The organism is Bradyrhizobium niftali (assembly GCF_004571025.1).
Lineage (GTDB): Bacteria > Pseudomonadota > Alphaproteobacteria > Rhizobiales > Xanthobacteraceae > Bradyrhizobium > Bradyrhizobium niftali.
In genome coordinates, this window is record NZ_SPQT01000015.1 from 214,055 (window position 1) to 236,244 (window position 22,190).

Genomic DNA, 22,190 nt, shown 5'->3' on the forward strand with positions numbered 1-22,190 from the left:
ACGAGTCCTGCGCGGGCGCACTCATTACGATCCCGCCGGACCGGTTGCTGCCATCTACTCTCCGGCATGGACAGTGATTTCGATCCTCAGCGGCAAGCGCTATTCGCAATTCGATTTCAGGATCTCGACCTGCTGCTTTGCGCCGGCAAGCGAGGCCTGCAACTGCGTGACCTTGTACTGAAACGGCGCCAGGTCGATTTGAAACAGCACGTCGTTGGCCTTTACCGGCACGTTCGGCTTGACCGGGATCGCCACAATTTGTCCTGTCACATTCGACAGTTAAAAAGAGCGAGAAATGTCGCGAGGATAGGACCGCCTGTTAACAGCGAGATAGACCCAGACAACCAGCCCCCATCGCACCAGTTTGAATTTCGAGAACACAAGCGAGAGCGGAACGACCATATAGGCACAGAATAATGGTCATGGCTGGCCCTCACTATTAGGTTGTGCTATCGTGATGCGTGGAGGTAGCCGAAGCCGCACTTCGAAGTGCCCTTCAACGATAAGCTTTATCGCCCAGCAATCCTGTTTCGATTATGCAGACGCCATGCGGCGTTCAATGCAGTCGACGTCGCACCTTCATTGATGCACGCTCCCTCGCGCACCCAAGCGAGAGCGCTTCAAGTCGTTCCGTCGTTTTTTGTACAAGGAATGATGTATGCGTATCACAACACTGAACCAGATTTCGGAACGCTCGGCGTGACCGCGACGTTGTGCGGGACCGAAACGGCCCTTGCCCAGCACACGGCAGCCCTGCCATCCATGAAAACAATCGGCACGCCCGCGGCACCCGCCGAGCGCGCGACGCCGAATTCCGAATGAACCGAAGATGGAGACCGTATTACATCACTGAAGAGGAGGACCCGGGCGCCGGTCAGGATCGACGGCAAGGAGTATTCGGCCGGCCCGGTGATCAGCGGCGGGCGCGTCTTCTTTGACAAGGAGGCGGGCACCCAGATCGTGCTGAGCGAGATCGCGCAGATGCAGATGGCACTGGCCTATCGGCTGCGCGACGACACGCCGTACCAGAAGCTGAGCACCGCCAGGAAGCACACGCTCCGCATCGATTGGGGTACCTTCACTCCAGTAGAGCGCAAGACCGCGCTCACGCGCGCGTTGTTCGTGCGCAAGCTCGACAAGGTCCAGCCGGCGAACCTGCGGGCAAAGAAAAAGATCATCCGCCGGATCATCGAGGACGTTTGCGGGCGATGGAAGATCCCGCTGGAGAATGCGCCGTCCGCGCGCCAGGTGCGAACCTGGTACCGGATCTTCGTGACCGCGGGGCGCGACGTGCGCGCGTTGGTGCCGTGCAATTGGGCCAAGGGCCGCCGCGAGCAGCGATATCCTGAATGGGCGATCGACGAGATCAACCGCCTGATCAACGAAAAGATCGCGGTTCCAACACCGTCGAGCTTCCGCAAGGTTCGGCTTCTCGCCAACGAGCGGCTGAAGAAGGCGGCCGCGGAGCGCGGCGAGGTGCCGGTGCTGCTTGGCAGGGGCAATCGGATCGGAAGTAATCTGCTTTCGCGCATGCTGCGTGAGCGCAACAAGTTCGAGGTCTTGGTGGCGACCACGAACGTGCGGGAGGCCAATCGCCAGGCCCAGTCGGTGCAACTAGGGCCCCAAGGCAACCTCGTTAACCGCCAATGGGAGGTCGATCACACCCTGCTGGACATCCTGGTGATCGACGAGTGCACGATGCAAATCGCCGGTCGGCCGTGGATGACCGCGATTCTCGATCGCTACTCGCGCTGCATCGTCGGTTTTTCCCTGAGCTTCGCGCCGCCGTCGTGGGCCAGTGTAATGGACGCCTTACGCGTGGCTGTGATGAAGAAGGACTGGATCATCGCAGGTTTGGGCGGGATCGTGCGAACATGGGATTGCTTTGGCGTCCCTGGACGGCTGATTACGGACCACGGTCGAGACTTCAAGTCGAATTCCATGGAGCAGGCCAAGGTCGCACTGGATTTCGAGCTGAAGCACGCGCCCCCTCGCAAGCCGTGGTTCAAGGGCAAGATCGAACGCTGGTTCAGAACGCTTGAAGAGCAAATCATCCACACCATTCCTGGCACGGTGTTGTCGAAGTGGGAGGACCGCAAGTTCTACAACTCCGAGCAGTTCGCGGTGCTCACGATCCACGAGTTGAATTGGATCGTCGCCAAATGGGTGATCGACGTCTACCACCACACCCAGCATAGCAAGCTCGGGCGCACACCGGCGCGGGCCTGGCAGGAAGGCTTGCAGGAAATCCCGCTAATCCGGGAGCCGCCCGCTGATCTGCTGATTCCAATGACCGGACTGGTAGTGCCGCGTTCCCTGCAGAAGAGCGGGATCCGCTACATGGGGCTACGCTGGGATTCTCCAGAGTTCGCGAAGGCCCGCGCCTTCCTACCGGACTCGGCGAACGTGCAGGTCAGGATAGATCCGACTGATATCTCGACGGCCTACGTCTACGATGAGCACAGGGAGAAACGGGTCGAGGGCGAGCTTGTCGAGCCGACAGACGCCCGCGGTTTGTCGCTCAACCAATGGTGCACCGTCGCGAAGCTCCGACGGCGTATCGCGGAGGACGACGAGCTGAGCGAAGAGGCAGCGCTTGCCCGCGCCATGGAGGAAATCGGGCAGTACGTGAAGGAACGTGTGCTCGAGCGTCACAAAGGCAAGGCGCCGAAGCGTTTCAAGCGCTTCGTGAGCGCGGGATCCGCCTGGAGCGCGATTCGGCCGGAACGGCTTGATCCCAGCATGAAGCCTCCCGGCTCCCATACGGTCGGCATCACTCAGGTGAAGTCGCCACCGTTGCAGCCCCATGCCCCATTCACGGACCCGAAGCGCCGACGGAAGACCGTGAAAGAGAAGGTGCCCGCCGGTGGTGACAAAAAAGCCGTGACCAACAACGGGAGTGACGTCGAAGATGCCTCCGTCGACGGTCCGGAGCAAGCCGACCAGGCGTCGTCTACCACCACGGCTCGGCACGAAGCAGTCGAGCCGGCGGCGACACCGAAGCCCGCCCCGAAGGCAAAACTCAAGATGAGGCCGGTGAACTACGGCGGCACAATAGAAGAGGACTGAGCTAAATGGACAAGTCGAAGAAATTCGCCGATTGGAAGCCAAGAGATCGCGTTGCGCACCTGAAGCGTCGCATGTTCGAGACGGCGGACTCGCAGCGGATTGATCAGAGGCTGTTTCGGCTGTTCGATACCGCAGGGACCGGCCCCGAAGGTGACGGGGCCTTTGTCGTGGGCGAGACCGGCGTGGGGAAAACCACGGGAGTGCGCCTGCTCACGGACCGGATTTACGAGGAACTTCGTGCCGAGGATCCTTCCGGGAAGTGGTCGCGACCCGAGATTGCCGGCACCGATCTGCGGCCGATCCTCCATGAGACTGCCAACGGATTCAAGCGGCCGATCGCGGTCGTCTTGGTAGGCAAGAACACCACCTTCAACTCGTTTCTCGGGGATACGGCGGACGCCATCCAGGTAAATTTGCCGGTGGGCTACAAGTTCGGCGAGGCGCAGCTTCGGGTCAACAAGGCCGTGAAGAAGCAGGGCATCAAGATGGTCATCTTCGACGAGACGCAGCACATCGTCGAAGGCAACATGAACACCTATGATGCCGGCGACGTTTTCAAGCTGCTGATCAAATCGAGGGTCCAGGTGGTCTGCGTCGGCCTCACCAATGCTCTGGATCTGGCGACAGCAAACGACCAACTCGATCGCCTCGTGAAGAAAAAGATCGTGCTGGAGCCGTTTCGATGCACGGTCGGCGATTTCCCCGAGCTCGACAAGAAAGGTAACATAGTCGGTGACGAGGTCCAGGAGCCGACGGAATTCCGGCAACTGATGGCTCTGATTGACCATAGGGACGGCCCCGATAGCGTCTTGCCATTCGACAAGGCTTCGAATCTCTCCGCGCCCGATATGGCACTCCGCATCCATCAGGCCGGTGGCGGTTACATCGGCAGGATCATGCCGCTGATATATGAGGCGGCGACATTGGCGATCTACGATGGCTCAGCATGGGTCACGAAGAACCATTTCGAGGAGGCCTATCGCGAAGCCAGTCGGTGCGATGACAAGGACAACTGGTTTAAGATGGGCTTTTCCTCCGTCGTGGAGCGCTTCGGTTCGATCAGGGAAAAGAAACTGATCTCGACGGGGATTGCCAAAAGACAACTGGAGCGGCACATGAGCAAACGCTCGCGCCGTCGCGTGACCGATGTGATCGCAGGACGCGACTGATGCTGGGAACGTCGCATCGGCGGCCAATCGGCCTCTATGCCTGGGACGAGGTGGGTCCGGAGGAGAGCGCGCTCGGTTTTCTCCTACGCATGGCCGAGGAGAACGGCCATCCGTCGACGGACAGCACCGTCATGGACATCGGCGTCCGCCGCGCCGGCATCGCGCGTGGGGTCCCAGAGCACATCAATCGGCTCGCGGCCGAAGCGAGGACGACACCGGCTGCGCTTCTTGCATACAGCCCGGTGCTTCGCGACGACGACAAGCTGGTCCTGCGCGGCCATGTTGTCGACAAGTACCTGCATTTCGGCGTGCGCAGGCTCTGTCCCGGATGTATCGCGGAATCCAATCACCATCGTTTCTGGTGGGACCTCGTCCCGGTGTCCATGTGTCCGCGGCACCGGTTGGAATTAGTTGGGGCGTGTCCGTGCGGGGCCGAGCTGGGCTGGCGAGATGGCGGCGTGTCGATCTGTACAGATTGCGGCGCGCAGGACCGCTATCGGTTCGAGCGCCGGCCCGCGGAAGCGAAAGTGCTGCGGTCGGACGCCTACATCCTGTCCCGTTTCGGTGTCGGATCGGCAGAGACCGTCCAGGTCCTCGATTCACTTCCTATGGCTGACGTATTCAAGATGCTGGAGCGCGTCGGGTCGGCCTGTGAAGGCTATAGTCGCGAGTGGCGTTCCGCAAAGTCGCTCGGCATCTCGTTAAGCGTTGTCCAGGCGCGCGGCTTCGAGGTGCTTGCCGACGGCAAAATGGATGAGGTGCTGACCCGCATTTTTGACGGATATATCAATCAGGGCGGAAAGCCGGAACACGGGTTCAGCAAGTGCTATGGCTGGCTATATCACTGGTTCAACCACAAACGCGGCGTGAAATTCTCGCCACTTCTGGCGGAAGCTATCCATCTGCACGGCGCTGCGCGTTTTCCGGTGACGCCCAAGGCCCATCTGGCCAAGATACCGGAAAATGCGCGCCGTAAACTCTCGCTAAAGGCTGCTGCAGCCAAAGCAGAAACGTCAGTGTTCGCCATGAAAAACATCGGCCTGGCGCTGGGCTTGATCCGGACAGAGAAGCTATCGGGTAGTCAGCTCTCGTTTTCGGTCGAGGACGTGGACCGGATTGCCCACGATTTGAAAGGAGCGCTCTCCTTCGAAGAAACCATGCAGCGTCTCGGCATCGGCAGGCGTCCATTGCGCGAAATGATGGAGAACGGCTCGTTGGTGCCGGCTCTCGAGGGTGGCGGCAAGCGCCATGCTTACGTCTTCCGGCCGATGGACGTGGATGGTCTGCTGAGGAAACTTGCGGGCACCGCACCTGTGGTTTCCAAGCCTTCACCAACATTGTTGGCCATTTCGCGCTTGGGTAAGAACCGATCGGTTACGATCGCTCACGGTGTGCGATTAGTGCTTGATGGGAAGGTGCTCGTTCGGGAGCGAATGCAGGGCCGCGACCTTGGCCTGAACGCCTTGTTCATTGCGGATAATGAGGCTCTCGCAGCGGTGGATCCCACCCATCATAAAATGCGCCAAGCGGCCACTGAAAAACTCATGGAAGCAGGAGAGTTGGTGCCGTTCTCCGCCGCGGCCAAGATCATGCGCCTAAATGCGCGTGGATTGCGCCGGGCCATCGAGATTGGCTTGTTTTCTGGCGTGGAGAAGGGAGCGAGCGCGCTGCCCCCGAAGCACGTCGATGCGTTCGCAAGAAAATTCATTATGATGGGTGAGATCAAGGCGCGCGTTGGTGGCTATTTCCCAACGCTAAAGGACCAGATCGAACGCGCCGGCTTCAAGCCGGACAAACAGCTGACAAAGTGTCTCAACTCCGGCTATTTGCGCGCTGAGGTCGAGCCGTTTCTAAAGAAGCTTAAGCAAGGTGCGGTCTCGCTGGACATGCCGCCGCCAGCTCGGAACGCCGTCATCCAGGAAACGCGTCGGATTCTCGAGAATGCCGATCATCCGATCGAGACCAAGGAAGTCCTCTCGATGCTGCGCAAGAAGGAGGTGCGGCTTGGGCCTTCGGACAAGGACCAATTCTTTTACGCAACCATGAACGAGGAGAAGAACGAGTTCGTGTACCTGGTCGGTGCTGGTTGGTGGCTGCGCCAGCGAGCGTTCATGGGCCACATCTTTCCTGCAGATCGTGAGACCCCGAGCTATCACAATCTGGTCGACGAGGAGATCGTAGCGATAGTCCGACAGGCCAAATGGCCCATGATGCCGGACGACATCGTGGCTAGCCTCGCGAAGAGACGAATCGCCATCGCATCGTCCGATCCGGTCGTCTATTTGCGCCGTATGGCGATCAGGAGGCCTGAAATCGTGCGCTTCCACGGTAAGGGGTATTGGGATTCGTCGCGAGCCTGGGCCCCTGCGAGATACTTTCCGAAAAAGGTTGCTGCCGCGGCTTGAGCAGTTGCGGCGCTATGTCCTGTAAAGCTGCGAGTTGTTGCATCACGCTCGATTATGCCGCGGTGTTGGCTAGTTCTTCACCGCAGCCTCCTTCACCGGCACGCCCCTTGGGGTCGAAGCGGCATCCATGTGCCGCCCCTGGGTGTCGGCACGAACAAGTGTGGCGTGCCGATCGTGCGGCCGTAGTGGAAGTGCAGGATCAGTCATGATGCCGGCCCCTGCATGTTCGCAACCTAGGTTCGCCCGAGTTCCCAACCCGGCGACGATGCCGATCGGGACGTCAGTACCCACCTAGTCGCGAAGGAAAATGTTTAACTCGGAAAGCACGCCTGTGCTGTCAGAATCAGCGGCGAGAGATTGAGCACTTGCGGAAACTGAAATGTATAACTTGCGCTGACCTGACTACCACAGGTCGGCGTGGCGTAGGTGAACGTCTGCGCTGGGAGATCCAGGCCGAATGCCTGCTGGGCAGCATAGCTCGTGATTTCATTGCTGCCTGGGCATAGCGTCGGATTGACACTGGCGCAGCGTGCCGCCATTTCGGTCCCGTGTTGCAGACCGAGCTGGGTCCAAAACAACAGTCCGAACTCGATGATGCCAAATATGAACAGAAAGAAGACCGGTGCGGTCAACGCGAATTCGAGCGCCGACGCGCCGCGTTCGTCTCGCCATAGCGCAGTGACTTTCACTGCAGCCTCGCAGTGGATTGAGCGTTGTAGGTGTAGGTGGCGGCGACAATCTGATAGTTGATCAGGGTATAGTAGGTCGCCTGCGCCGAGACCGTCGCATACGTGCCGGCCTGCGCACCGCCCGTGCAGACCGTTCCGCAACTAACCGAGCTAACTCCCGTGCTCGTGGGGCAGCCACAAAACTGAACAGGGCTTGGAGACGCCGTGACGGCTGTGGAATTCGTAGCGCTCGTTACCGCGCTCGAAATGCCGCTCGTGTCAAAGCCGTGCACAATGGCGTATTGAGCTCCGGCTTGCGCCGCATCCTCCACTTGCATTTTGCGATAGACGGCTAGCCCAATATCACTTACCGAGACCACCATCAGGGATAGCAGCGGGATCATGAATGCGAACTCGATTGCAGCTGCGCCGCTTTTATCGCGGACAGCGGCATGAACGAGGTCACGGACCCTGTCAAACGGTCGAACTCGGCTCTTAAGAGATAGATTTTGTCTCATTGAGGCCAACCTCATTCGATGAGCTGCGCGGTTTGGCCGCCGATCGTGGCGGTGCCGAGCGCAGAGCAGTTAACCTGAACGTTCGATGTACCAGTGAATGTCAAGGTATCCGCGATGATCTTGGTGCAGGAGGTGCTCGTGCCATTACCGCCGCTGAAGCTCAGATTGGCCTTTGGCAGGTAGATGGCGCCGCCAACATTTTGCGTGCCACCACCGGTCAGATTGAAGGCAGTTCCCGCAGGCATTTTTCGGTCGCCGTAGATTACGATGCCCTTGGTGGATCCGGCGGTCGGGGCCGTCAAATCAATGATGGCATTACTGCCAATGGAGGCTGTGCCCCAGTTGCTGCCCGACCCCGTAAAGACCAGAGTCACACCGGTGCCGGTGATCGTGGCATTGCCAGCCACGCTTAGATTAGCACCGTCCAGGTAGTAGATCCCCGGATCGAGGTTTAGAGTCGCACCTGCATTGACAGTAATGCTGCCGCTGTAGCAGCCAGGACTGAGGGAATTTGTCTTTCCATTGGAGTTGACTGTGATCTTGGCGTTGGTGCAACTCGGCTCCGCTGGGGGCGAGACATTTGCGTAGGGATCGGCCACCGCCCTCATGTGAGTTCGGACCCCATTGGTGGCGGTGATATTGCTGGCCCCGGAAACGTCACCCACCACGCCGACCTGGTTGGCGGCGACGGAGGCACTACCGGCGACGTTGAGTGATGGGCTCGCGCTTGAGTTGCTGTAGAGATTGCATTTGATCAGATTGAGCTGGTTGCCTCCGCTCACGTTCACTGCTGGGCTCGCCGTCGAATTGAGCGCGAGCACGCAGCCTGTCCCGGAATTTGGCAGTGCTACAGCACGTGCGGTGATAAGTATCGGATCTGACCCGAACAATGCTGATAGCAGCCGCGGTTGCAGCTGGCTGACGATGACTTCGACCGCTTGCGGATTTGAAGTATAATTGCCTGTCTTCGGCGGCTGGTTCACCGCAACAGTAACGTTGCTCACCGCATTCGCGTAGCCGTAGCTTGCCGTGACTGCGTTGGCTTCGGAGAGCAAATCAGTGCCGGCAGTTACAGCGGTTGCCGCACTCACCGCGCCTGAGTCCGCCGCACTCTGCATATTCTTATGCTTATAGTACCACCATCCGACCTCGGTGCCGAGACCTGCTGTGCCAACCAGAACAGGCATCAACAACGCAGATAGAATGACGTAGCTGCCGGACTGGTCTCGTGAGAATCTCCGGATCAGGCTGCTACGGTTTAGGCACCACCGTGCACCTTCGTTTAGATATCGCGAAGCGCTGAAGGAGCGACTGCAGATCTTCCTAAAGGTCATGTTCCCCCCGAAGACTTGCCACTTTTTCCTGATCTAGATAGGTACAATCGGATAAAGGACGCCTCAATGAGCGTAGGAAAATTTTAGCTAAACGCGGGCGACTTGGGGTGACACCAAAACTCTCCGGCGAGTTTGGATGCTCGCTAGAATCATCGCTCGCGAGTTGGTGTCCTGAATAATAGTCTCACCTGAATCCGCGCTTCGAAGAGCATCAGACTTACTAGCGGCAGGCGATTAAAAATGAACGTCAAATCGCAGGGTTAGCGTGATCGGAAAGATTCCCGGCTCCTGCCGCAAATGGAAACCGGCGAGCTCATTTATGGCCGTCGCGAGAGCAGTTGCCGTGATGAGTTGGAGGAGGTCCGAGAATTGATCGGAGCCCTCAGGGGCCGAAAAACAAAGTCCGACGTGACCTCAACGCCTGAATTCTTCGCATTTTGACCCGGAACTCACGTCGAGGCCAAGGAAGGTAATCAAATTAGTGCGCGCCACATTAGCGCTGGCGCTCATTGGCATTCCTGACAATCTTTGCTTCGCAACTGCATTTGCCAAATCTTTCACCTGGATCGGTTGCGGGCATGCGGATGCGTTACACACGTCGCCTTTCGCCAATCGTGGCAGGAATTGTGTAACCGTCCGGTGAGGGCCGCGGGATAATCGCGCGGCGCGATGGTCCGATCAGGCAACGGACTGGACGGGGGTCTTCTTCCATTCCCGGGGCAGCAGCTCATTGAGCCGGCTTTGCGGGGTGCTGGCGATACGGGACAGGACGTCCGCCAGCCAGGCTTGCGGATCGACGTCGTTGAGCTTTGCCGTCATGATCAGCGTCGCCATGATGGCGGCGCGGTCGGCACCACGTTCGGAGCCGGCGAAGAGCCAGGACTTGCGGCCGAGGGCAAAGCCACGCAGCGCGCGCTCCGCCGCATTGTTTGTCAGGCAGATCCGTCCGTCATCGACGAAGCGAGCGAACCGGTCCCAGCGGCGCAGCATGTAGTCTATTGGCTTGGCGACCGCGGAGGAGTTCGATAGCCGGGCGCGCTGCTCGCGCAGCCATGCTTCCAATGCCGTCAAAAGCGGAGCGCTTTGTTCTTTGCGCACCCCCAGCCGCTCTTCGGCGCTTTGGCCGTTGATGGCGCGCTCAATATCGAACAGCGCATCAATGCGCTTGACCGCCTCCAGCGCGATCGGCGAGATCGCCGCGGCATTCTTGCCGGCCCTCGCACTGGCGGCGATGTCCGCGAGCTCAAAAAACTGCCGCCTGGCATGAGCCCAACAGAGTGCGGGCGTGACCGGTCCCTGCGCGCGCAATGCGTCATACAGCTCGTTATAGCCACTATAGGCGTCGGCCTGCAGGATGCCGGTGAAGCTTTGAAGATGCCGCGTGGGATGCTCCTGCCGTCGATCGCGCGAGGCGTAATAGAGCGCGGCCGGCGGCGCCCGTCCGCAAAACGGCCGATCGTCGCGGACGTAGGTCCAGACATGCCCTTTGACCGTCTGCCCCTTGGCCAGGATCGGCACCGTGGTGTCATCGCCGTGCAGTCGCTCGGCGGCCAGGATGTGGCGCTCGATAAGCCGATAAAGCGGCTGCAGGGCCGCCGCACAGGTGCCGACCTGGTCCGCCAGTGTCGACAGGCTCAGATCTATGCCCTCCCGGGCGTAGCGCTCGCTCTGCCGGTTCAGGGGCTGATGCTGGCCAAACTTCTCGAACAGGATCATGGCCAGGAGGTTGGGCCCGGCGAAGCCGCGCGGTGTCACGTGGAAGGGCGCCGGCGGCTGAGTGATCGTCTCGCAGTCCCGACACGAGAACTTCTCGCGCACCGTCTGGATCACCTTCCACTTCCTGGGAACGACCTCCAGCGTCTCGGTAACGTCTTCGCCCAGCTTTGATAGCTTCGATGAGCCGCAGCAGGGGCAGCTCTCCGGAGCCGTGATCACGATGCGCTCGCGCGGCAAATGGTCGGGGAACGGTTTGCGCGACGGCCGCGTGCGCTTGAACGACCGCACGGTCTGTGTCTTGGCCGCGGCCTGCTCGGCTGCCAGTTCGTCCTCGGTTGCGGTTGCTTCGAGCTCTTCGAGCTGAAGCTCCATCTGCTCCAGGAGCCTTGCCTTGCGCTCCGAGCGAGTGCCATAAATCTGGCGACGCAGCTTCTCGATCTCGAGCTTGAGGTAACTGATCAGGGCCTCGGCCGCCTTCGCGTCCGCAGCCTCCGCTTTGGCGCTCGCCGCGACCGCTTCCGCTTGAAGGCGCGCGGCTCGCTCCGCGAGGATCATCGCATGCGCGGCGGCCAGATCGGTGGGAAGCGATTCAGATGTGGTCACGGCGATGATGGAATCACATCCATCACGATCCGCAAGCTCAAAGCCTCATCCGACCGATGTCGGCCGCCACGTCTCTTGTGGGTGCCTCCAATCGATCCCCGACAAGAGGTAACCGAGCTGCGCCGACGAGATCGTCACCACACCCTCAGCCGGGCTCGGCCAGATGAAGCGACCCCGCTCCAGGCGCTTCGTGAACAGGCAGGCGCCCTGGCCATCATGCCAGATCACCTTCAAGAGGTTGCCGCGACGACCGCGGAAGCAAAACAGGTGGCCGCCCAGCGGGTCGCGATGCAAGATCTCCTGAACCTGCAATGCCAGCGACGGAAAGCCCTTCCGCATGTCGGTATAGCCGGTCGCGAGCCATACCCGCACGCCGGCCGGCAACGGGATCATCGTAACCGTCCATCGGTCAGCGCCGCCACGACCGCGGTCAGCGTCACCGCGTCAACCGCGCCCGTGATCCGCATCCGAGCTCCGGCCGCGAACTCAATCTCGATCGCACCGCAGCTTCCGGAGGGCGCCGTCAACGGTTGCCGGTCTGGCGCAATGGAGACCGTCGCAAAACGGACCTCGTCATCCTGCCGCTGCATCGCCCAGGCCCGCAAGCGAGGATGCCTGTGCGCGCCTGCCGCCGCCAAGCCGTAACCAAATTGCGGTGAACATCATGTCGCCGAGCAACCTCGACAACACTGGCCCCGGGCGCCAGACTCTCCTCCACGATCCGAAGCTTCTCGGCGGTGGTCCACCGCCGTCGCCGCTCAGGACCGGACAGAACCGTAACCGTCGTCACGTTTGCTCATTTGCTTGCAAATTAGTGAGCAAACCATCTCACGCTCGAACGCAATCCGGGAAGGCGGTCTCCACCGGAGGCTTACGGAATTGTGCTGCCATTGGCCATTGTTTGCCAATCAACCACGTACGTTCGCTCGCGGCAGTCAAATAGGCACGACGATCCGTCGAATTCAGAACGTATCGATCATTTACTGCCGGAGGTTCGGAGCGCCGTGACCCGCATGGGAAATACGGCGCAAGCTGCTCATTACTTTGGAACCTATTTCGACAATTCAAGGCTGATCAGGTTGCACTTCGAACATCTGCATTGTGTTGACCAGGCACACTTTTGCAGGGACTCCAGTTGCCTCCGGCAGGATTACATCTCTAGCGGTGGGCATTATCGCTCATGAGAAACTACTGTGGCCGACCGACGACTGATCACCAATTTCCACTGGAGACACCTTCGAACAACGGGCAACCTTAAAGGGGCGACACCGGCCGGTGGAGCACCTAGTTGCGCGACGAGGAAATCGAATAGCCTCTTACTACCGTACGTGAGTCCAGACTTTGGCCGATCGTGTTGAAAAAGTACTTCTCTCGCTGATAAGTGAAAATTCTCAGGACCGCCGGTGCGTTTCTCTCGCCGCAAAAGCGATCGCCGGCCATCGTATCGATTCTACGGAGCCTTGCAGCGGCTGAAATCGCCAATGCCCTGCATTTGCGAGATTTCTGGAGCGCCGCGACTTTCGAGTTTTTCAACACGATCGGCTACAAGCGGACTTTGCCATCCTCCCACCAGCCGCCGGGGTTGCAGCCGGCAACGGCAGGGGCCGCGCGTGCAGGCGCCGCGCTCTTCATCGGTCATCAGGATCACCGGCATCGTCTCGGGATGAGGGGGAGCGCTCCAGCGGCCATTGCCGGATGACGCGCTCAAGATTGTGATGCGAGGCGAGGACGAGCAAGATCGGACAGCGACATAGCTGAACCAAGGAACAACTCTCCTCAGCCCGGAATTGGCTCTTGGGCCACAAGTAAGATTGGCCGACGGCCCCGCGCCTAGTACCTCCCGAAGGCGGGACCTGTGCTCTCGGAGAATTCATCATGGCTCACCAACAGAAGAGCAGCGGGCAAACCCGAAGGGCGCGAAGACGAGCACTGGCACGAAGCGCGCAGAGGGAATTGCAGGGCGCAGAAGAGCGTGGCGACCCAAACAAGGGTGCCGACATTTAGCTCCGCGTCCGCTCGATGGCCTGACCTAATCGGGCTGACTAGCGGCGTGCGAACCGATGTGCCCTAGGACGGCGGGATCGAAACCGATCTTTCATCCAGCGCCGAGCAGAAGACCTGGAACGACCACCATCTTCAACCGTTGGAGCTGATCGCAAGTCAAGGATGATCAAGCCATGATGAAAACAGTTGTTGTAGTTGGCGCTCTGCTGCTTGCCACGTCAGCCTTCGCTCAAACGGATAAGAAGGAATTGCCGGGAGCTTCGCAGTATGCACCCGGCCAACAGATGCAGGAACCCAACGCCAAGTCCACGGCACCTGGCGCTTCAGAGTATGCTCCAGGCCACCAGAAGAACACCACAGCCGGTCCTGGTCATTCTGAAAGCGCGCCTGGTCAGCAGACGACCACAGGATCGAGTTCGAAGCCAGATACCAGCAGTACAAAGAAATAAGGGGCAGAAAACCAACTGCACTACATAGGCGACCCGCCCGTGCGCGGCCGCGGCTGCATTCTGATGAGATATGTCCTACGCGCGGCCGCGTACGGGTGTAGCCGTTCGGCAGCAGCGCGATCCGCCCTAAGCTCTCATCAGTCTTCAAGCGCTCGGAACCAGTGGGATGACGGTGCGGTACTTCCCGGCGAAAGACGGAATTGGCGGTTCAGCGGCTAACTCAATAGAGACGTGACCAAGCTCATGCTCATTCAACAACTTGGTCAATTCGGAATGCACCGCCCGCCAAACCCGATGTGGGTCGGCGTTGGCTGAGGGATGGAGGCGAACGCGCAATTGTGTTGGCGCAATCTGCGCTATCTGAAACAACTCTACACCGGGGACATGATCAATCTCAAGCGCGAGCGATGGCACTGCGACCTGCTCTCCGCGTTCGGTTGGAAAGGTGATGATGTCGGCAGTGCGGCCGCGCACACGGATCGCCGGAAGCGGGTTGCCGCAGGGACAAGGATCAAGTCGTTGCAGGATGCGGTCGCCTAGATCATAGCGGAGGATCGGCTGCACGCGATTGGCGAGATTGCTCACAAGGACCGTATGGGACTCCTCGCCAGGCGGAACCGGCCGATAGCTCGCATCGACGGGTTCGAGAATCGCCCAGTCGCTGTTGACATGATACCAACCGTGTTCGCAACCGATGGCCATGAACAGGCATTCCGTCGCAGCGTAAACGGTCCGGACCTTGGCGCGGAATGCCCTTGCGATCCGGTCGCATCCGTCTTGCGAAAGTCCTTCGGAAGTCGGAAGAACCAACAGCGGCTGAATATGCAGGCGACCAGCATCCTGCTCGGCGGCCAATAGGACCATGACGCTGGCGTAGCCGATGAGCAGAGCCGGGCGGCACCGATTGAGTTCGGCGACCAAATTGCGCAACGGCGCCTGCGCCGCAAGCGCCCGTAATCGTCGCGCCGACCGTTTTGTGCGAATTGCAGCAAAGCTGGTTGCGCCGATGTAATGGCCGCCCATCGCCAGCACCGACGCCGCGCTGCCGCCGACGAGGAGACGCAACATGTCGCTCGCGCTAAGCCAGCCCGCTATCATGCGCAGCGAGAAAGCGAGTGTGACCGTCCAATTGTGTGTGTCCAACAGAAATATTCCAGGTGTCCCGGTGCTGCCAGAAGTAATTGCCACCGAATACTTGCCAAAGAGGCGTTGCCCGATCAGCTCGGAGTTGTCGACGAACCCTCGCACTGCCGCGAAACTAACCTCGCGGTCGGTGAGCCAGTCGCCAAAATGACGCATGAGCTCTTGCTTATTAGTCATCGGCAGCACGGACGAACTCTCAATCCGCTCCGGTAGCCCCCGATAGAGTTCGCGATAGTAGGGCGAGTTGGCACGAGCGAAGGCGACGGCCTCGCCAAGCCGCGCGCGTTGTCGCTGCGCGATGGCGTCGAGACCTTGCCTTCTTGCGCAATGCGCATCGAGCAATACCGACGAGATGCTTTCGCTCATGACAAGTGAACCCTACAGCAGGCGAGCGCGTGGCGATGATATTCACGTCCCCCTCCCGTGGCGAGGTCCACGCTTGCGCGCTCTTCCGGACTGCTAATGTGCAACCTTCGCAGCTACCTTGCTGTGCATCTCCGGGCGATGCGTTAATGCTCTTTCTGGATCGGCTCTCCCGCTGCACGATCAAGCGGCGGGTGCGGCCGCGCGAGGCCGGTCGTACCAGGCGGCGCGTCGTTCGCAGCCTGGCGCGTGTTCACGCGTTCCAGCGTCGTGACGGACGCGACTACAATCGCGACGGCAAGAGCAACGGCAAATAAAGCCAACGCTGTCCGCTGCCTGTCCATGACAAGCCCCTCATACGCCAACGCTATAATGCGCCGCCAAACCCGCCGGTTCCGGGCAGAACAGTCCTGCAATGGCGCGCCGCGAAACCGAAGAGACCCGGGCTCTCGCCGCATGCGAACAACCCAGCGACCGGTGTTGCTGCCATCCGCTAATGCGGCTGCTCCCCTGTTCGTGTCGCGAACGTTTGCCAGGCGGCTTGAGCCAGCGTCGTCGAGGGCGACAGCGCGCACGTCTTTGCGACCTCCTTGGCGATTGAACTGCTATCCAGCTCGGATTGGGTGAGTTGCTGAACAGCGGCGGCGTAGTTTAGCCCGGTCCAGAACCCGTAGAGCCAAACGACGCCTTCCGCATATTTACTTCTGGAGGACTGCCAATGAGCGCAGCTCATACTCCCGATTCCGCTCATCGTGACCCGTGCCGTCTCCTCGGCGACCGTTGTCGTCGAAAGGAACGCAATCAACAGCACGATCGGAAAAATTCGAGCTGCCATCACTTTTTGCGCGGATCGTCTGCTGGGTTGATGTAATCGATGCCTCCAGGGCCAACAAATTGAACTTGGAGAATTCCCTCCTCATTTCCGGTCCAGGCGTAGTGAGGATGTTTTGCCGGATAAACCCACAACGAGCCCGGCTTCAACAACTCGCCCTTCTTTTCAAACTTTTCGCCGTGGCTGGTCCCGATGTTGCCGCTTATGATCGTCACGACCTCGGAATAAGGGTGAGTGTGCGGCGGCATTTGAAAGTTAGGCGGAAACTTGATCCGCAAGACAACCACATCCCCCGTTTTCGTTGAGTCGCCGACCAGAGTTGCGATCTGTACGCCCTTAGGAAAGGCCGGGTTCTCCTTCCACGCGAGTGCATCAGGAGTAACCTGCGTCGGCGCGTCTTGCGCCATCGCCGGAAGTGAGAGCGCGATCAAGCTCGCAATGACAAAGAAGTTTCTCATGTGTGTCTCCTCCACTGTGAGTAGTTCCTCAGGTGGCGGTAACGCGGCAGACTGCGCTCGGAATCGAACTGGTCCGGATGGGAAGCAATGCTGCGCGGCCAGCGCTCACTGCCTTCCGATCTCGCGCGACGTCAACGGCCTGACGCCCGTGCGAGAACCTTTTCCGCAACGGCGCGACCGAGCGCTTGCCCGGCGTCGATGTCAGACCGGTAATGAATGCCTGCATACATGCGTGCGTCTGCTGCCTCCTTGCCGATCGCTAAAAGCGTGTCGGCATCGCCGGGAAACAAATGAGCGAGGACGACGGCCGCTGCGGTCGAAATGCAGCCATGAGCCGCTGGGTAGCTGGGATGGTTCGGCGGCGGGAATAACGTCTTGAGCTCAGGATCGAGCTGGGAGGGCCTGATTCGCCAATAGGCGTACTTTGCATCCCAGCAAGCGATACAAGAATCATGCATGGCGATGTTCATGGCCGCGAAGGCGTATGTGGCGGCTGCAGGGTCCTGACTGAGGCCGTATTCGAGGACCTTGCGGCCGGTATGCTCGTTCCAGAGCTGAAACGAGCGCACGCCGCCGAAGGTCTCCCAATAGACGGCAATCGAATTTGTCCGTGGCGTCCTCGTGAACGATTTCAACTCGGCGAGTTCGGCCAGCGCGGTGGCGGAATCGTAGTCAGGCGGCGGCGGCGGCCGAAACTCATCCGGAGTTTTCAGTGACCAAGACTTCCAAGTCGCAGTAGCCGGATTGATTGGATTTGTCCCCTGCCACCTGCCGGGCCCGGAGGGCACAGTTCCGGTCCACTTCTGGTCGGATCCATCCTGACTTGCGCGTTCGATGGCACGGGCCGCGACTTGGCGTCCAAGATCCAGCCCCGCCTCGGCATCGCTCGGATATTCGAGGCCAGCGATCACTCGCGATTGGGCGGCCTCCATGGCAAGTTTCCTAAATCGGTCTGCGTCGGTCGCAAACAGATAGGCCAGCACCTCGGAGGCAGCACCGGCGGCCGCGCCGAAATCAGACGGATATGATCCACTGCTCTGGACTGGCAGTACCCCGGCGATCTGTGGATCGACGGCAAACGGGCGCTGGCGTGCGTAGGTCTTCTTGTTGGCAAGCGCGCTCACCACGGCATCGTGGATGGCGGCATGAATAAGGGCGAGATTTCGTGGCGCGAGCGGCACTGTAACCGAGCGCGTCAGCATCTCTCTCACTGCGATTTCATTCCAACGATACACCGGTCCGCCGACGTCCCACCAGCGCGCCTGCGCGATTTCGGAGGCATCGCGGTTGGCGACCATCGTCCGAAGGGCCGTTAGTTCGCCCGCCGCGGCCTCGCCGGTCGGCGGTGGCGCAGTCTTGAGGTCCCCAACACTGGACAAGATCCACGTCGGTTGTTCGCCCGCGGCTTCAACTAGACCGCCGCTCGCAGCTACGACCAACCACCCGGCAGCCACGCTGCCTGCCAAAGAACGGCTCAGAGGAGTCATCTGCGATCCCCCGTGAAGGACCGGCATCAGACCGAACGCGTTGATGTTTTTTGCGCTGGAGGTGGTCGAACGCTGTTTGCCGCCTCCGGCCAGACGCCAGTGGGACACCTCATGAACTGGTACGCGCTGCAATGCGCGCGCTCTTAGCCGACAGTGGGCCCGGGTAGTCCGAAAGTCAACGTGAACCTCGACGTCGCTGCCGGAGCGGGGGCCTACTCTCTTATGGCAGGAGGAACGGTTTGACGTTAGCTCCGGGTGTTGTACCCGCGACAGCGGACGTGCGTTTTCGAGTTCTTCTTATCCCATGGCACATTGTCATGCGGCCTATGCCAGGTAGATCGCTTCGAGCGGAATGGAAAAGAGGTACAACAAGCCCACGGGCTCTTCATCAAGTTCAGCTCGATCGACACCCGCGAGAGATCGAATCCCACGACCCTCGCATCAAAGCTCATGCATATCCGACGAAACGTCTCGGCATTCAGCCGACGAATGAGATAAGCGCCGAGCGGTATGCCAACCACGACAAACGGAATAAGAGGTCGGCGCTTTCGGCGATGAAGCTCAGCTTTCAGAACCCGCTTTTCAACGCCTATGCGGTCGCCGCCTCGACAATGACTCTCAAAGCCGTCATGATTTCATGGTTGACGGTTGCTCGGATGATGCAGGTAAAGGGCGGTGCCGGAGGACGTCAAAAGGACGATCCTCAACCCCAATCCGAGCGCTGAACAACTGACACCCAACGAATACGTGGATCGCATCCGGTGAATTCAGGTGAACGATCTTGAAAATCTACCATTCTTCCTCGTTGCTGGATTTCTCTTGATCTTAACCGAGCCATCCATAGTGCTCGCCTAATGGCTGCTTTATGGTTACGTCGTTTCTCGGATGCTACATTTTGCGGCCTCAGAACTCACGATACACGCACGACTTTCTGTACCTAGGGCTCTTTGATTTTGATCTTTATGAGTTGCTGGACGCTTTTGTTTGCTTTGCATCAGTGACGTCGGAGAGCTGTTCAGCCAACGGAGATCATTCTCCAAAGTGCTGACTGGTTTTCATTGCACGAGAGCCAAATGGGAGAAGACTCAGATGAAGGCATACTTGATAGCAGCGGAGACGGTTCACGATGAGGCGATGTTAGCAGTTATAGAAAGCAGGTTGTTGATACAGTGGCTTCATTCGGAGGTCGTTTATCGCTCGCGGTGGTAAGCTGACAGTTCTTGAAGGTCAGTGGCAGCCTCCCCGGACCGTGATTGTCGAGTTTCCGACACGAGAGTCTGCCGAAGACTGGTACAAGTCGCCCGATTCCCAAAGAATAATAAACCTTAGGCTCGAGAGTACGCGCGGAGCTTTGGTCATTCTCGATGGAATGTGACGAAACAGTCCGCCAGACATACAGTGCGCTTCTGGAGCCGAAAGCGTCACTCCCTGGTGATCGCCTTACTCGCCTTTAGACCGCGCCGTAGAAATGCCGATATTGCCAAGCGGCTTCCCTCTCCAGTTGAGATTCGGACCACGACTGGTCTTCGAAGCGCGTGACAGACATGGGCGATAGATCGATGGACGGTTTGCCGTCGACAATCCAGGTTGCAAGAGCCTCTCCGATTGCTGGCGAGATTGAAAGCCCGGCGACATTGCATCCGCTCGCAAAATGGAAGCCCGTCGTCCCGGGGGCTGGGCCGAGAATGTGATGGCCGTCAGCGGTCACCGTCGGAATGCCACCGCGAAATTCTCGCACCTTAGCGGTTTGCAGGATTGGTAGTTGATCCTTTACTTCAATGGCGGCTGAGCGAAGCACCTCGATGTCGAGTGGCATGTCCTTGACATCGAAACTCGCCCCGAGCGATAGCATGTCAAAAAATCGCGGCGTTTCCTCGTAGACGCCCCAAAGAAAGCCGCCTTGGCAAGGGCGCGTATACACGGCGGCATCCATTATCCGAACCATCGGCAGGTCGGCACGCGCGCCATCCAAAGGCTCCGTGACGATCAATTGCTGCCGGGTTGGTACCAACGGCACGCGAACCCCACTTGCCTCCGCCACCTGTCGCGTCCATGCACCGGCTGCATCGACAACGACCGGCCCTTCAATTGTGCCTTTCGCAGTAGTTACGCCGATCACCTTGCCTGCGCTGATGTTCACGGTGAGTACGTCTGTCTTCGGCAGTAAGGTCGCACCCCGGGCCGCCGCTGCTCTGGCGAAGCCGATAGCCACCTGCGCCGGGTCGAAATACCTGTCGTCACCGATTCTAATAGCGGCTTTGACGCCGGTTGGCTTCATAAATGGATTGAGTCGATTCGCCTGCTCCGGAGATATTAGCTCGACATCAAGGCCCATACGGCGCCCGCGCTCAAAGTCGGTCTTGATAACCTCGGCGTCTTGCGGTCGACGCGCGATCTTCAGGCTGCCCGAATGCACCCAATCGAGAGGCTGCCCAGTTTCCTCCGTGAACGCTTCAATCTTGCGACATGCGTCCTTGATGAGGCTAATCATCAAGTCGCTCTTACGAACACAGCTCACCATGCCTGCAGCGCGGGGCGATGTTTGCGATCCGATATCATGCTTATCAAGGAGGGCGACGCTGATACCTTTGTGTATGCTCAAGTAATATGCTGTGGCAGCGCCGAGGCCGCCGGAACCAATCACAATAACGTCGGCTTTGCTAATCATGACGCAATGCCTCCCGAAATCCATCGGCAGCGAAGCCTACCACGTGTTGGAGGTAGGTGACTATTCCCCTCCTCGGGACGACGGCCGCAGCGAGGCCGCTTGTGGCCGATTTTGTTGCAAAAGTCGAAAGTTGCAGAGCTCAAGATTCTTCGCGAAATCACCAAGCAGCGAGCGATCGCTGATTCGTATGACCTCAATCGCGTTACCGAAGTCGCCTGTGAATTTTGCGTGAGGCCGTGAGGTCCCTCGCATCTTGTACGCGAAAGTCGCGCCCACGGCCCGCAGAATTTTGGTCATCGGCGAATATCGACTTTTGCAACAATATCGGCCCAAAGGCGAGAAGGCTCGGGCAGTCACAGAAGTCCGCTGTGTTAGGTAGACCGGACATGGGCGGCACGGTCGCCGATCGACGCGATTGACCCCAAGCCGAAGTCGAGCCTGCTCGCTTACATCATGGGGTTCCTCGGCTGCGTCCGCCGCGAATAACCCACTCCGACTCTTCGAGACCGGGACGTCACACGTCACTGCGCGTCTTCTGGGTCAAGCGGGCAGTTACTCGATCAGCAACATGCCACGCTTCTTATCCCCATCCCGTGTATTCATTGCATCGAACAAGCGCGTGCGCTCCACAAGCCATGGACGGTAATCGCGATTGACGTCCAGGACGAAAACCAGATCCCCGTTTTCGAGATATCCGCCTATTGGAGAGTGATGGCCACCCCCCGCTCCAAAGATCATCTTCCGATCGAAATTAATGATGTAACGGTGCGCTGGATCATTGGAGCGCTTCAGATGTTCTCGGAAGTCTTCTGCGCTCATGTCCCGAAGTACGGTCACGTTGCGACGTGTCTTAGCGCGCGCGAGACCAGCAAGCTCATCTAACGTCAGGCCCATTATGCAGAAGCCAGTCCAGCAAAGGCCCGTTCCGGCCAAAACCGACCTCTCGCTTATGACATCCTCGCCGAACGACCGAAACACGTTGGCTAGACTGGACGGGCCGCACAGAGAAACGTTGGACTGCCAAGAAACTTCATGCCCAAATGATGCGGCAGCGGGCAACTTCCACGCGCGTTCGACAGCATCATCTGCGTGGATCACCGATAACTCAATTGTCTCTGGGCTGACCTTTGTCCGGCTTACGACAACTTCCAGACCGCCCAGGGCGAGGACGATCACCATTGCGGCGGCGAAGGCGGCCGTCCAAACCTTGGTTTTCAACCTCATTGCGGCGCGAGCTCCTGATACCGGATAATTTCTGGCCTTAACCGATCGGCCTCAATTCTGGTACGACCTCGGCACGTCCC

At 59.3% G+C, this 22,190-nt stretch carries 24 protein-coding genes; 9 read left to right on the forward strand and 15 right to left on the reverse strand.

Features of this window, described 5'->3' with window-relative positions:
- Positions 1 to 99: 99 nt before the first annotated feature.
- Positions 100 to 255, reverse strand: coding sequence for a hypothetical protein (locus E4K65_RS25115; RefSeq protein WP_167771112.1), 156 nt, complete (start codon positions 253 to 255; stop codon positions 100 to 102).
- A gap of 234 nt (positions 256 to 489) precedes the next feature.
- On the opposite strand from E4K65_RS25115, the gene E4K65_RS25120 reads away from it, so the two are divergent.
- The 4 genes from E4K65_RS25120 to E4K65_RS25135 all read left to right on the forward strand — a co-directional run bounded on the left by E4K65_RS25120 (position 490) and on the right by E4K65_RS25135 (position 6,643).
- The gene (locus tag E4K65_RS25120) at positions 490 to 822 is read left to right on the forward strand and encodes a hypothetical protein (RefSeq protein WP_135176409.1); all 333 of its coding nucleotides are present in this window, start codon (positions 490 to 492) and stop codon (positions 820 to 822) included.
- Positions 823 to 909: 87 nt separating this feature from the next.
- Positions 910 to 3,069 (forward strand): Mu transposase C-terminal domain-containing protein, encoded by a 2,160-nt coding sequence (locus E4K65_RS25125; protein WP_135176410.1) that lies wholly within the window; start codon positions 910 to 912, stop codon positions 3,067 to 3,069.
- Between the two features lie 5 nt (positions 3,070 to 3,074).
- A complete protein-coding gene (locus tag E4K65_RS25130) occupies positions 3,075 to 4,238 on the forward strand; it encodes a TniB family NTP-binding protein (protein WP_135176411.1) in 1,164 nt (387 codons plus the stop codon).
- Complete coding sequence (locus E4K65_RS25135; RefSeq protein ID WP_135176412.1) at positions 4,238 to 6,643, forward strand: TniQ family protein; 2,406 nt, start codon at positions 4,238 to 4,240, stop codon at positions 6,641 to 6,643. Before E4K65_RS25130 ends, E4K65_RS25135 begins: the two co-directional genes overlap by 1 nt.
- Positions 6,644 to 6,712: 69 nt before the next feature.
- On the opposite strand, the gene E4K65_RS47440 is transcribed toward E4K65_RS25135, so the two are convergent.
- From E4K65_RS47440 to E4K65_RS25165, 8 genes are all read right to left on the reverse strand, one after another.
- Positions 6,713 to 6,850 (reverse strand): hypothetical protein, encoded by a 138-nt coding sequence (locus E4K65_RS47440; RefSeq protein ID WP_167771113.1) that lies wholly within the window; start codon positions 6,848 to 6,850, stop codon positions 6,713 to 6,715.
- 104 nt (positions 6,851 to 6,954) lie between these two features.
- Positions 6,955 to 7,332, reverse strand: coding sequence for a TadE/TadG family type IV pilus assembly protein (locus tag E4K65_RS25140; RefSeq protein WP_209312085.1), 378 nt, complete (start codon positions 7,330 to 7,332; stop codon positions 6,955 to 6,957).
- Positions 7,329 to 7,829: a TadE/TadG family type IV pilus assembly protein gene (locus E4K65_RS25145; RefSeq protein ID WP_135176413.1), complete on the reverse strand. Its 501-nt coding sequence runs from the start codon at positions 7,827 to 7,829 to the stop codon at positions 7,329 to 7,331. The genes E4K65_RS25140 and E4K65_RS25145 overlap by 4 nt, the downstream gene beginning before the upstream one ends.
- An 11-nt stretch (positions 7,830 to 7,840) precedes the next feature.
- On the reverse strand, positions 7,841 to 9,163 hold the full coding sequence (locus tag E4K65_RS25150) for a TadE/TadG family type IV pilus assembly protein (protein WP_135176414.1): 1,323 nt from the start codon (positions 9,161 to 9,163) through the stop codon (positions 7,841 to 7,843).
- A 678-nt stretch (positions 9,164 to 9,841) separates the two neighbouring features.
- Entirely contained in the window at positions 9,842 to 11,434 is a 1,593-nt protein-coding gene (gene tnpC / locus E4K65_RS25155) for an IS66 family transposase (RefSeq protein WP_135176415.1), read from the reverse strand.
- A 93-nt stretch (positions 11,435 to 11,527) separates the two neighbouring features.
- Positions 11,528 to 11,875, reverse strand: coding sequence for an IS66 family insertion sequence element accessory protein TnpB (tnpB, locus tag E4K65_RS25160; protein WP_135176416.1), 348 nt, complete (start codon positions 11,873 to 11,875; stop codon positions 11,528 to 11,530).
- On the reverse strand, positions 11,872 to 12,072 hold the full coding sequence (locus E4K65_RS47445) for a hypothetical protein (RefSeq protein WP_167771090.1): 201 nt from the start codon (positions 12,070 to 12,072) through the stop codon (positions 11,872 to 11,874). The genes tnpB and E4K65_RS47445 overlap by 4 nt, the downstream gene beginning before the upstream one ends.
- On the reverse strand, positions 12,006 to 12,272 hold the full coding sequence (locus tag E4K65_RS25165) for a transposase (RefSeq protein WP_135176417.1): 267 nt from the start codon (positions 12,270 to 12,272) through the stop codon (positions 12,006 to 12,008). The genes E4K65_RS47445 and E4K65_RS25165 overlap by 67 nt, the downstream gene beginning before the upstream one ends.
- A gap of 591 nt (positions 12,273 to 12,863) precedes the next feature.
- Between E4K65_RS25165 and E4K65_RS25175 the strand changes: the two genes are divergently transcribed.
- Together E4K65_RS25175 and E4K65_RS25185 are read left to right on the forward strand one after the other, a co-directional pair.
- Complete coding sequence (locus tag E4K65_RS25175; RefSeq protein WP_135176418.1) at positions 12,864 to 13,181, forward strand: hypothetical protein; 318 nt, start codon at positions 12,864 to 12,866, stop codon at positions 13,179 to 13,181.
- Between the two features lie 478 nt (positions 13,182 to 13,659).
- Positions 13,660 to 13,935: a hypothetical protein gene (locus E4K65_RS25185; RefSeq protein ID WP_135176419.1), complete on the forward strand. Its 276-nt coding sequence runs from the start codon at positions 13,660 to 13,662 to the stop codon at positions 13,933 to 13,935.
- A 144-nt stretch (positions 13,936 to 14,079) separates the two neighbouring features.
- Here the strand turns inward: E4K65_RS25185 and E4K65_RS25190 are convergent, their stop codons facing one another.
- The gene (locus tag E4K65_RS25190; protein WP_135176420.1) at positions 14,080 to 15,444 is read right to left on the reverse strand and encodes a phenylacetate--CoA ligase family protein; all 1,365 of its coding nucleotides are present in this window, start codon (positions 15,442 to 15,444) and stop codon (positions 14,080 to 14,082) included.
- A gap of 146 nt (positions 15,445 to 15,590) precedes the next feature.
- Between E4K65_RS25190 and E4K65_RS47450 the strand changes: the two genes are divergently transcribed.
- Complete coding sequence (locus tag E4K65_RS47450; protein WP_167771114.1) at positions 15,591 to 15,758, forward strand: hypothetical protein; 168 nt, start codon at positions 15,591 to 15,593, stop codon at positions 15,756 to 15,758.
- 176 nt (positions 15,759 to 15,934) lie between these two features.
- Here the strand turns inward: E4K65_RS47450 and E4K65_RS25195 are convergent, their stop codons facing one another.
- The 3 genes from E4K65_RS25195 to E4K65_RS25205 form a co-directional block, all read right to left on the reverse strand.
- Positions 15,935 to 16,276: a hypothetical protein gene (locus E4K65_RS25195; protein WP_135176421.1), complete on the reverse strand. Its 342-nt coding sequence runs from the start codon at positions 16,274 to 16,276 to the stop codon at positions 15,935 to 15,937.
- The gene (locus E4K65_RS25200) at positions 16,276 to 16,731 is read right to left on the reverse strand and encodes a cupin domain-containing protein (RefSeq protein WP_135176422.1); all 456 of its coding nucleotides are present in this window, start codon (positions 16,729 to 16,731) and stop codon (positions 16,276 to 16,278) included. Before E4K65_RS25200 ends, E4K65_RS25195 begins: the two co-directional genes overlap by 1 nt.
- A gap of 131 nt (positions 16,732 to 16,862) precedes the next feature.
- Positions 16,863 to 18,350 (reverse strand): phosphatase PAP2 family protein, encoded by a 1,488-nt coding sequence (locus E4K65_RS25205; RefSeq protein ID WP_135176423.1) that lies wholly within the window; start codon positions 18,348 to 18,350, stop codon positions 16,863 to 16,865.
- Between the two features lie 422 nt (positions 18,351 to 18,772).
- On the opposite strand from E4K65_RS25205, the gene E4K65_RS48775 reads away from it, so the two are divergent.
- Both E4K65_RS48775 and E4K65_RS50040 read left to right on the forward strand, forming a co-directional pair.
- A complete protein-coding gene (locus tag E4K65_RS48775) occupies positions 18,773 to 18,943 on the forward strand; it encodes a hypothetical protein (RefSeq protein WP_235885716.1) in 171 nt (56 codons plus the stop codon).
- A 467-nt stretch (positions 18,944 to 19,410) separates the two neighbouring features.
- The gene (locus E4K65_RS50040; RefSeq protein ID WP_430649039.1) at positions 19,411 to 19,593 is read left to right on the forward strand and encodes a DUF1330 domain-containing protein; all 183 of its coding nucleotides are present in this window, start codon (positions 19,411 to 19,413) and stop codon (positions 19,591 to 19,593) included.
- A gap of 75 nt (positions 19,594 to 19,668) precedes the next feature.
- Here the strand turns inward: E4K65_RS50040 and E4K65_RS25225 are convergent, their stop codons facing one another.
- The gene (locus E4K65_RS25225) at positions 19,669 to 20,886 is read right to left on the reverse strand and encodes an NAD(P)/FAD-dependent oxidoreductase (RefSeq protein ID WP_135176424.1); all 1,218 of its coding nucleotides are present in this window, start codon (positions 20,884 to 20,886) and stop codon (positions 19,669 to 19,671) included.
- 552 nt (positions 20,887 to 21,438) lie between these two features.
- Complete coding sequence (locus tag E4K65_RS25230) at positions 21,439 to 22,110, reverse strand: phytochelatin synthase family protein (protein WP_430649036.1); 672 nt, start codon at positions 22,108 to 22,110, stop codon at positions 21,439 to 21,441.
- Positions 22,111 to 22,190: the final 80 nt, after the last annotated feature.